Genomic DNA, 10,171 nt, shown 5'->3' with positions numbered 1-10,171 from the left:
GGGGGGGGGGGGGGCTGGCGACGCTGCTCGCGGCCCCGGCGCCGGGCGCGGGGGGGGCGCCGCTGGCGGGCGGCCTCCGCCGCCCCCCCCCCGCGCCGCCCTGCCCGCGCTCTGCCTGACGCAGATCACCAGCTGGGGCATCGTCTACTACGCCTTCCCCGTGCTGAATCCCGAGATCACGCACGCGACCGGCTGGCCCGCGGGCGCGACCACCGCGGCCTTCTCCCTCGCCCTCGTCATCTCCGCGCTCGCCGGAATCCGCGTCGGCCGGATCCTGGACCGGCGCGGCCCGCGCACGGTCATGACCACCGGATCGGTGCTCGGCACGGCAAGCCTGCTGCTCATCGCCGCAGCGCCCAACCTGCCGGTGTTCTTCGCCGGTTGGACGTTGGCTGGGCTGGCCATGGCCGCCACCTTCTACCAGCCCGCCTTCGTCGCCCTCACCCGCTGGTGGGCCCCACACCACGTCCGGGCCCTGACGATCGTCACTCTCGCCGGCGGACTCGCCTCCACCGTCTTCGCCCCGCTGACCGCCACTCTCGCCGACCACCTGTCCTGGCGGAACACCTACCTGGTGCTCGCCACGGTGCTCGCCCTGGTCACGGTCCCCGCGCACGCCCTGGCGCTCCGCGCGCCCTGGCCAGCAACCGGAGAGCAGGGCAGCCAAAGAGACGCACGGGCTGGGACCGTTGCCCGCACCCGGCCGTTCTGGATACTCGCCGCCGCCTTCGCCCTTTCGGCGTTCGCGATGTACGCCGTCGTCATTGCTCTTGTGCCCCTCCTGCTGGAACGCGGCTACACCACCAGCCAGGCAGCCTGGGCCCTTGGCCTCGGCGGCGCCGGGCAAACCCTCGGTCGCACCCTGTACGCCACGCTCGCCCGCCGCACCACCGCCCCGGCCCGCACCACCGCGCTGATCGCCCTCGGCGGCCTCACCACCGCAGCCTTCGCCGTAGCGCCGGGGCCTTACGCCCTGCTCGTGGCCGTATCCGTCGTTGCCGGCATGGCCCGCGGCACCCTCACCCTCCTGCAGGCCACCGCCATCACCGACCGCTGGGGCACCACCCACTACGGACGCCTCTCCGGAATTCTCGCCACCCCGGCGACCGCCGCCGCAGCCGTGGCCCCGTTCGCCGGCGCCGCCCTCGCGGCCCCCCTCGGCGGCTACGGCCCCCTCTTTGGCCTCCTGGCAGCAGTCTCCATGGCCGCTGCGCTCATCGCCCCATGGACAGCCGCTGGCGCAGCAGGCCGCCCAGCGCCACGGAGCTGACAGCGCCTGCGCTTTAGCCGACGCCCAGTGCCTCGTCTGGCCAGAGCAGACCGCTGACTGTGCGACGAGGCTCTGGGATCATCGGCGGATGGTCGACAACAGGGATCGCTCGGCACTTCGGCAGATGGTGAGTGATGTCGTCTCACCCCTCGGCGATGAGAACACGCACGCCGCGCTCAACACAGCATTTGCCCAGCTGGGCATGCCGCCGGTCCCCGAAGACGAAGGGTCGAAGCGCGTACGGGTCGAACGCAGCCTCGCCCAGGTATCCGACGGCGACCTTCCCCGAGTCGCGGAACACATCCTGGCCCGAAGGAACTTGACCCCCGCAACGCGCAACGCGATAGAGGACCTGCGGTGGGCGGAGACTTCACCGCCGGAGATACCCAAGAGGGTCCGTCGCGAGCTGGCACGCGCCCTGGACCTGACGGACATGGCCCGAAGCGAAGCCCGGTTCATGGCGCTCCTGGAGCGCTTCTGGGTGCTCGACCGCGAGGAATCCCTCGCTGACTTGCTGCTGCCCAGCGCCGACCGCACGCCGAGTTTGAGACAGCACATCCAGCAGCACGTCTTCCGCAACCCGGAGGACTGGTCGGCCGAGGACCTCTTCGAACACCTGGGGGCGTTCGAAACCGGCGACGCACGGTTCGCCCGGTTCCTCGAGCAGGTGGTCTCCGCAGATATCCTCCTCGACGAGCCCGCCCAGCGTCACCTCGTGAACGCGATCAACCAGCACATCCGCAACGCAGGGATCGAACTCCGCGAGACCGGATCCGACGGGGGCTACCCGCGCTTCACCATGGTCTCAACCCGCCTCGCCGACAACCGACGGCCGAAGAACGTCATCTTCGCCTCGCTCACCAAGCCGGACATCCGCTTCATGTCCACAGTGGACAACGACATCGAGATCGTCGGCGACCCCGACAACGTCCTCGTCTACGACCGCCAGATCACGGGCGACGGCATCCGCTGGCGAGACCTCCAGACCTGGTGGCAGGACGCTCAACAGCTCGCCAGCGAAGCCGAAGCCAAAAAGACCCTCTACCACCGGCTCCGCCGCAGCCTGCCCGGCAACTCCCCCGGACAGCGCAACCTCTTCGAGCTCTACCACCAAATTCTCGGGCCCGCCGTCTATGACCTGCCGGCACTCCTGCCCGAGGTGTGGCTCCACTGGGACCATAAGACGGTCCGCGAGCGGGGCCCCGAAGCGCTACTGCGCTCCCGCATGGACTTTCTGCTCCTACTGCCCCACGGACAGCGCATCGTTTTCGAGGTCGACGGATCCCAGCACTACACCCGAGACGACGGCCAGGTCCCCGACAGCTCCAAGTACGCGGAGATGGTGGCCGGCGACCGCGACCTCAAGCTCAGAGGCTACGAAGTCTTTCGGTTCGGCCACGACGAGCTCAGGGACATCGAACACGCTCGGGAACTCCTGCGGGAGTTCCTACCAGCCCTGTTCCAGCGCTTCGACGTGAACGGCTGGACCAGCTGACGATGACGCCCCGGCGCGGCGGGGCAGCACCAAGCGGGAGACCGGCCGCGCGACGGCAATAGGACCCGAACCCGTGCGACGATCCCCGACGCAGGGAGATGGCGTACGGGTTCGATAGGCATCGGCTTCGGGATTCCGCGAACCCGCGCGCTTCGACATGGCCACGCAGAAGATGACCGCGCCCCAGCTCGGTGACGAGCGGTGGAGCCAGCTGCTGGCTTTCTCTGCAGGCGGGCACGACACCGTGGTGAAGCAGACCACGGTCCGCGACGGCAGCGTGCTGCTGATCATCTCCGGCTCGCCGGCCCTGGTGGACCGGCACCTCGACAAGGCCGTCGCCAAGGCCACAGCAGCCCGCTGACAGCCAGCCAGCCAGCCAGCCAGCCACATGACGATGCCGGCGCTCCCGGCCACCACGGTCGGGAGCGCCGGCGCGCGTGGTCCCTGCGATACTCCACGGCGCCCGGTCCGGTACTGCTACAAGTGGAGCGGGTCGGGAGCGAGGGTGACGGTCATCCACGGCACGGCGCGCTGACGGAAGCTGTGCCCCACGGGCTCCAGGCCGCCGCTCTGCTCAGTGAGGCTGAACGTCGTCACCATGACCATGTCCGAGCCGTCGGCTACGGAGACGAGGTGGGTGCCGTAGCGCGCGCAGTGGCCGCGGCGCAGGGTCGGCCAGGTCGAGTACCACGTCGGCTCCCCGCCGCGGCCGGTCCAGGTCAGCGTCTCCCGGCGGAACCCGACCCACGCCATTGCCGGTGAACCGGACAACAGAGTGCAATGGCCACAGGAACATAAGTGCGGATCGTCCGGAACGCCTGCCACCTCGTACGCGATATCACCGCACTGGCAACGGCCCGTCCGCAGATCGGATGCGGTGGTCGATTCGGTCACTGCGGCATCTCCTTCGACGCGACGTGCACTTGCGGTGCCAGTGTGCTGCCCCCAAAGCAGCCCGCGCTGGTGTTCGGGGTTCCGCGCCCCGCGTGGAGAGGCATGTTCACTCCTCGCGGTGAACAGCGGCCCCGAGCACAAGAAGCCCGGCTGCCCCGAATCGGGCTGGCCGAGCTTCACGTGCGGCGGGCGGGCGCTCCGGCCGGCCTCGCCCTTCAGCCGGCCGGAGCGCGCAGGAGCCGCTCCCGCGTGCTCTCGGGCAGCACCCGGCGCAGGACCGGTGCGGTGGAGCTGAGCGCGTTGGCGAAGCACGCGACGAGGTCGTGCGGCACGCCGGCACCGAAGGACGCTGCCCACAGACATGGTGAACCCGGCGCCGGCTCGGCCCACGCCTGCCACCCGCCCGGCCCCACCTCATCGGCCTCAGCCGTCAGGGCGCGCGGGTCGGCGTCCTGGATGAGGGGTGGCACCTCGCCGAGGCTGATGTGCGAGGTGAAGGTCGGGTCCATCGCTCCCGCATGGGGCTGGTCGATGTCGCGGAACCAGCCGTGCGCGGTGACCGCGTCGAGGACCAGCTCGGGGCCGCCCAGCGGGACACCGGGCTGACCGCGGGCGTCGAGCGCGACGAGGAAGTCGACGAGGACCTCCCCCGGGACGTCGGGGGTGAAGTAGGCGGACCACTGCGCGAGCGGGCTGCTGGTGTCCGCGCGGGCGGAGACCTGCCAGGCGATCGGCAGCTCGCCCAGGTGGAACGGCTCGTCCGCCAGCACCCATTGGGCCCAGCGGAGGGTGTCGGGGCTGATGTGCAGGACGGTGCTGCGCAGGACCTGGCGGTCCTCCGGCGCCTCGTCCGGCTCCTGCCGTCCGCGGACGATCGTCAGGCTCGTCCAGCCGAGGCTGGCAAGCGTGTCGGCGACGGCGTCGTAGAGACGTCCGTCGTCACCGGCCAGGTAGCGGGGACCGACCCAGTACGCGCCCTGGGCTTTGTGCCAGTGGGACGGGTCGAACGGGAAGTCGGGGTTCAGGGCGCCTCCAACGGCACTGATGGGGATCTACTGTCCGCCGGCGGTACGGCGGGGACGGCGCGGAGGCGCCTGGACCGGAGGCTGCCAGGCCAGCAGGACGGCGACCTCGGGCGGAAGATGGCCGAGCTGCGTGTCCGCGTCCCGGCCCTCAGCGAGATAGACGACCTTCTGTCCGGTCTCGTCCATGGCCTGAACCACCTGTTCGAGGCGGTGCGCCATCGGGAAGAAGGGGTTCATCGCCTGGCGCACCGGAGCGCTCCGGTCGCAGGCGGACAACAGGTCGATGAGATCGCCGACGGTCAACTCCGTGTGAGTCACGGACAGCCTCCTGGTGCAAGAGAACGCAGTGAGCGGCGGCCTGTGATGCCGCCGGGGTACGGAGAGCAACCTCCAGTGTCGGACTTCCGGCTCGAGCCTCCGGGATTACGGACGCCGGGAGGTCTCCAGCACGCGCGCCACTGCGGCGGCGACGATATCGGCCGGCGTCTCGGTATCGAAGGACAGGTGGTAGCCGCGCACCTTGGCCGTGCCGGTGACGGCGATCTTCCACCCCTCGCCGTCGGTGCCGGGGCGCCCGAGCGGGAACCACCCGAGGTAGAAGCGACCGTCCTTGCTGCTGATGTGCACGTCCGCCCGGTCGTCCACAATCAGGTTGAAGTCCTCGGCAGAGAACTGGTCCATGACGAGCGTGGGCTGGCCCGGGCCGAGCTGCCACTCGCGCAGCCGCAGGGCTTCGACGGTGGTAGAGAATCCGGGGCTGGCGGGAGCCACGGTCACGAACAATCACCTCACTGACCTGGGATTTCCTACAAGGTCGTCTACGTTGACATGCCCCTGTCCGCATTGGCCAGTCTTTCGTGGATCTTCCCTGTCTGCCCCCGGCGAACTCCTGACTCCTGCCATCCAATCGAGGCGTTTGAAGCAGCGGGCAAGGACGGCAGAGACGCTGAACGCCGACAGTGGTGCCTCTCTCGCCTGTTCCTCCTCACCGCAAACCGATCAGCGTGATGAGACATCAGTTTTTGTCAGTGGCCGCTGATACACCCATATCCAGGAGGACGGCCTCATCAGGTTGCCAGGTCACAGGAGGGGGAACAGCATGCCTCCTGAGAGGTTCCACATCGTCCGCCAGCACATCCGCCGCAATCCGAGGGGCCCGGGTGCACTGCGGCGCTGCGCACCGAACTGGGGCGAACATGACCGCCAACGAAACTGCCACCGCCGCCCCGGCTCCCGCACCGGTCACCGGGCCCGGTGCCCAAGTCGTCGCCGCACTGCTGCGCCGCGACGACCACATCGTCCTGGTCCAGGAACAGCGCGATGGCAAGGAGATGTGGTCCGTCCCCGGCGGCGGCGTCGAGCGCGGCGAACTCCTCACCGAGGCCCTGGTGCGCGAGGTCAAGGAAGAGACCGGTCTGAACCTCACGACGGTGGGCCCGCTGGCCTACCTGGTCAACACGACAACCGACCGATACCCCTCCACCGTGGTGTTGACCTTCGATTGCACCGAGTGGGACGGCGAGATCGCGGTGCACGACCCGGACGGCAAAGTGACCGGCGCGGTCCTGCTGCCGCTGACCGAGGCCAGGGCCGTCCTGGCGTCTTCCACCGCGCCCCGACCCGAGATCGAACCCCTGCTGGACTACCTCAACAGCCTCAGCACCGGCCGCGTGTGGTCCTACCGGGACGACCAGCCCATCGAATGACCACTCCCAGGGCTCTGGCCTCGGGAGCTGGGAGAGACCCTATGACGCTCACCCGCGACCTCGGCTTGGCCACGGCCGCGTTCGCTTCGTTCAACGCCGACGCAGTGATGGGGCTTTGCCCGGGATCGTTATGCCTGGGTTCCGCGTAATTCCGCGGCCTGGAGATGCGAATCTGGGGTGTGACCTGGGCGGACATGGGTGAGAGCACCTGAGAGGCGTTTCTCTAGGTGCTGATGTTCGCGCAGGTCAGCGGGCTTCCTGCGACGGTCGGCGGGGTGGCAGTCCGACCGCCAAGTTCGATCTACACGATAGAGGCCCAGGGCTTCACTCGGCGTACAGGTGGCGTTTTGTGCCGCCTTGCGGTGCTTTGGTGGGGCGAGCTGCTGGGGCATTGTCGGCCGACCAGCATGGTCTGGCGCTTTGCTGACCTGCGCGTTTCTCTATGCCTAGAGAAACGCGCCACCGATGCGCTCCTACCTGTTTTCGCAGGTCACCGGCCTGTTCGAGCCTCTAGGCGTGACGAATTACGCGGAACGCAGGCTATGGAGTGACTTTGATGAGTGCCGAGGAGCAGTAAGCCGAGCATGCGAGCACCCAGAAGATGTACATGTCCATGGAGGCGGACGACTGGGTGGCTTCGTGCACTGCTAACAGCAGCATTTGTCCACCGATCGGGGAGGCACTGGGAGATCCGAGCGCACGCCGATGTTCATGGAAAATGACGGCACTCCGGGAGCCGCGAGCGCAGGAACGGCCGGCTGCGGCTGCTGGCGTCTGCCCGATGCGCTGCGTGCGGGCCGCGGCGATCAGTTGACGGCATCGGGTCCGCTGTCGGCGAACCCGCCTGAGTGCTCGGCGTTCGCGGTGCTTGGGTGTCGGGATGGAGATCTTGGTTCTGGGCGGGACGGCGTGGGTGGGCCGGGAGCTGTCGCGGCAGGCGATCGAGCGCGGTCATCGGGTGACCTGCCTCGCCCGCGGCGAAAGCGGAGAAGTCGCAAACGGAGCGGTGCTGGTGGCCGCCGACCGAAGTGATCCTTCGGCATACGCACCACTGCTCGACCGGCAATGGGACGCGGTCATCGAGGTGTCCTGGCAGCCGGGCTTCGTGCGTGCGGCGCTCAACGCACTGGGCGGCCGGGCCGGGCACTGGGTCTATGTCTCCTCCGGCAACGCATACGCCTCCCATGCCACGCCGGGCGCGGACGAGTCCGCAGCCCTCCTTGCTCCCACCGACCGCAGCGAGGTCGACCGCACGCTGTACGGCGAGGCGAAGGTTGCCTGCGAGCAGGCGTCCACGGCCGCCGTGGGCGACCGTCTCCTCATCGCGCGCGCCGGCCTCATCGGCGGCCCGGGCGATCACAGTGGACGCTCCGGCTACTGGGTGGCCCGTGCCGCACGCGATCCGCAAGAGCCGCTGCTGGTTCCCGACACACCGACCATGCCGACCCAGGCAGTCGACGTGCGGGACCTCACCGCCTGGCTGCTCGACACCGCGGAGACGGGAAGCACCGGCACCTACAACGCTGTCGGTCCGCTCGTTCCGTTCGGAGAATGGATCGAGCTGTGCCGCGCCATCGGCGGGCACACCGGCCCGGTGATCACCGCCGACTCGGCATGGCTGCTCGCGCACGGGGTGGCCCAGTACATGGGGCCCGAATCGCTGGCGATGTGGCTGGTCGAGCCGGGCTGGGAAGGGTGGTCGGCCCGGAACGGCTCTGCGGCGCGCGCCGCGGGGCTGCGTCATCGGCCCCGGGCGGAGATGCTGGCCGACACGCTGCACTGGGAACGCGAACAGGGTCTGGACCGGACAAGGCGTGCCGGCCTCAGCCCCCAACGTGAGCGCGAGTTGCTCGAGGCTCTGGGCTGACGGCTTCGGTCCACTGCCGTGTGCACCGCACCCCGATGCTGCCCTGGCAAGAACCCCGGCGCCTCCCCAACTCGTCGACATCGCCCATCCGTGGATTCGGGCGCCTCCCAAGCCCATCGACAACTGACTTCACTGCTGCTCGATAAAGCCAACGGGAGGGGGAGAAGGCGGAGTGACGTCGCTCGATACGCATTTCGGCCTGCACCACCAACGCGGTGGTGCAGGCCGAAATGATGAATGAGGCGCATTCGCCAACAGCGTCGGAGAGACCCGGAGGCTTGCTGGCCGAGGAGTGATCGTGGGTCAGCTGGTCTCGCCGTTGTCGTCGTGCTCGGGCTCGGCCGCCGTGTGGCGACGGGCGGCGACCACGGTGCCGATGCCGACAGCCACGAGGAGTCCAGCAGCACCGACGATCCACGGGGTGGCATCGGCGCCGGTGTCGGCGAGGGAGCCGGCCGAAGTCTTCGGCGTCGCGTCGTCGCCCGGGTCGGCCGCCAGGACGGGCGACGAGTCGGCGTCCGGCGTGCTGGTGCCCGTCGGGGCGGGCTTCGACCCGCCGGAGCCTCTCTCGCTCGGCTTGTTCCCGGGGGCGGAGGGGGTGGCGGTGGGCTTGTCCGTCGGCGTCCCCGACGGGTCGGGCTTCGGGGTGGTCGCGGTCTTGGCGTTGGCGACGGTCACGGTGACCGGGGCGCCGGGGCCGGCGGTGAACCTCTTGGACGGCTTGTAGAGGTCGTAGCCCTCGGGAGCCTTGATCTGCTTGACCCAGAACTCCGTCTTCCGGCTGGACACCGGGAGTTCGCCGAACGCCGTCCCCTTGGGACCGGTCGTGAGGGTGAGCAGGGTCTTGTCGCCGCTGCCGATGTTCACGGTGGAACCGGGCAGGAGCTTGCCTGTCTTGTCGTCCTTGGCCTTCAGGACAACCTGTGCGGCCTTGAACGGGTCGGTGATCGTCAGGTGGGCCGTGGCGCCGGGAGTGACGATGACGTCCTGGTCGGCGGCGACGTCGTGGAGCGGGCTGCCGCTGGAGGTTTCCTTGAGCCGGTACACGCCCGGGGCGAGGCCGGGGAATGTCAGCTTCCCCCGGGCGTCGGTCTTCCCGCGTCCGACTTCCTGCCCGGTGGTGTCCAGGAGGAGGAACGAGGCCCCTGCGAGGGGATCGCCGACCGGGTCCGTCTTGGTGATGGTGATGCTGCCGGCGTCGGGGGCGGGAGCCTCGACGGGAGTCTCGGCGGGAGCTGTGGAGGCAGAGGGCGTCGGCTCGGCCGACTGCGCGGTCGCGGTGGGTGCCCAGGTGAGGGTGCCGGTCACCGCGGTGGCGAGGGCGGCGGATCGGACGGCGCCGCGGATCATACGAGCGTGCACGAGAAGAAGGGCTCCTTGATCAGGTGGTGGGGAGGTCATCGGGTCCGGCCGGGACCTGGACCCGGAGGAGGCGGGACGACCTTGTGAGCGGTACGGCCGGCAGCGTGGCTCGGCGTCGACGCCTGCCACGCGCCGGGGAACCAGACGGCGGTGTACTGCTCGATGGCATCGCGCAGCCCGGTGGTGACGGCACCCTCCCACGGCGGCCGGCCGGGGCGGTGGTACTTGCCGAACGTGCCGTACTGCTTGCTGTTCGCGGAGGTGTGGTGGGCTTCGTCGCGGCGGTGGAAGGTGCCGTGGTCCACGAAGCTGAGAGCCACCGCATCGATCTCGCCCCGGTCCGCGTGGACGACCGCCAGGCGCAGACCACCGTAGGTGTCCGCGTGGATGGTGCCGGTGAAGCCGATGCGCAGCCGCAGCGGTGCGCCCGCGACGGGGGTGGCGTAGTAGGTGTTGCCCACGACGGTGCTGTCGGTGAAGGGGAGGCACAGTTCGGCGAAGAACTCGGGGGCCTGCAGGGACAAGAGGGGTCTCCGGTCGAGGTCGTGCCGG

The 10,171-nt window shown here is 69.5% G+C and carries 10 protein-coding genes and 1 pseudogene; 5 read left to right on the top strand and 6 right to left on the bottom strand.

The window, feature by feature from the left end; genetic code table 11:
• The 3 genes and pseudogenes from AB0I73_RS14440 to AB0I73_RS14430 all read left to right on the top strand — a co-directional run.
• Positions 1-1,270 (top strand): MFS transporter (locus tag AB0I73_RS14440; protein ID WP_363037152.1); only part of this gene is annotated, 1,270 nt, incomplete at its 5' end.
• Positions 1,271-1,589: 319 nt separating this feature from the next.
• Positions 1,590-2,765, top strand: a complete 1,176-nt coding sequence (locus AB0I73_RS14435) for a hypothetical protein (RefSeq protein WP_363037150.1) — start codon at positions 1,590-1,592, stop codon at positions 2,763-2,765.
• Positions 2,766-2,919: 154 nt separating this feature from the next.
• A pseudogene (locus AB0I73_RS14430) lies at positions 2,920-3,126 on the top strand (hypothetical protein); the annotation flags it as partial.
• A 116-nt stretch (positions 3,127-3,242) separates the two neighbouring features.
• Here the strand turns inward: AB0I73_RS14430 and AB0I73_RS14425 are convergent.
• The 4 genes from AB0I73_RS14425 to AB0I73_RS14410 all read right to left on the bottom strand — a co-directional run bounded on the left by AB0I73_RS14425 (position 3,243) and on the right by AB0I73_RS14410 (position 5,461).
• Complete coding sequence (locus AB0I73_RS14425; RefSeq protein ID WP_363037148.1) at positions 3,243-3,518, bottom strand: aldehyde-activating protein; 276 nt, start codon at positions 3,516-3,518, stop codon at positions 3,243-3,245.
• 356 nt (positions 3,519-3,874) lie between these two features.
• A complete protein-coding gene (locus tag AB0I73_RS14420; RefSeq protein ID WP_363037168.1) occupies positions 3,875-4,684 on the bottom strand; it encodes a DUF317 domain-containing protein in 810 nt (269 codons plus the stop codon).
• Between the two features lie 27 nt (positions 4,685-4,711).
• Positions 4,712-5,002: a hypothetical protein gene (locus AB0I73_RS14415; RefSeq protein WP_363037146.1), complete on the bottom strand. Its 291-nt coding sequence runs from the start codon at positions 5,000-5,002 to the stop codon at positions 4,712-4,714.
• 105 nt (positions 5,003-5,107) lie between these two features.
• A complete protein-coding gene (locus tag AB0I73_RS14410; protein ID WP_363037144.1) occupies positions 5,108-5,461 on the bottom strand; it encodes a DUF317 domain-containing protein in 354 nt (117 codons plus the stop codon).
• A 419-nt stretch (positions 5,462-5,880) separates the two neighbouring features.
• Here AB0I73_RS14410 and AB0I73_RS14405 point away from each other — a divergent pair, with 419 nt between their 5' ends.
• Both AB0I73_RS14405 and AB0I73_RS14400 read left to right on the top strand, forming a co-directional pair.
• Positions 5,881-6,390: an NUDIX hydrolase gene (locus tag AB0I73_RS14405; RefSeq protein ID WP_363037142.1), complete on the top strand. Its 510-nt coding sequence runs from the start codon at positions 5,881-5,883 to the stop codon at positions 6,388-6,390.
• A gap of 880 nt (positions 6,391-7,270) precedes the next feature.
• Positions 7,271-8,257, top strand: a complete 987-nt coding sequence (locus AB0I73_RS14400) for an NAD-dependent epimerase/dehydratase family protein (RefSeq protein ID WP_363037140.1) — start codon at positions 7,271-7,273, stop codon at positions 8,255-8,257.
• A gap of 303 nt (positions 8,258-8,560) precedes the next feature.
• Here AB0I73_RS14400 and AB0I73_RS14395 read toward each other — a convergent pair whose 3' ends face one another.
• A complete protein-coding gene (locus AB0I73_RS14395) occupies positions 8,561-9,619 on the bottom strand; it encodes a SpaA isopeptide-forming pilin-related protein (RefSeq protein ID WP_363037138.1) in 1,059 nt (352 codons plus the stop codon).
• A gap of 35 nt (positions 9,620-9,654) precedes the next feature.
• Positions 9,655-10,143 carry a hypothetical protein gene (locus tag AB0I73_RS14390; RefSeq protein ID WP_363037136.1) on the bottom strand — a complete coding sequence of 163 codons (489 nt, stop codon included), beginning with the start codon at positions 10,141-10,143 and terminating at the stop codon, positions 9,655-9,657.
• Positions 10,144-10,171 lie beyond the last annotated feature (28 nt).

This window comes from Streptomyces sp. NPDC050388 (genome assembly GCF_040655635.1).
In the GTDB taxonomy this organism is placed as follows: Bacteria; Actinomycetota; Actinomycetes; order Streptomycetales; family Streptomycetaceae; genus Streptomyces.
Note: the sequence above shows the minus strand (reverse complement) of the source record. Positions and strands in the feature narration are given on the sequence as shown.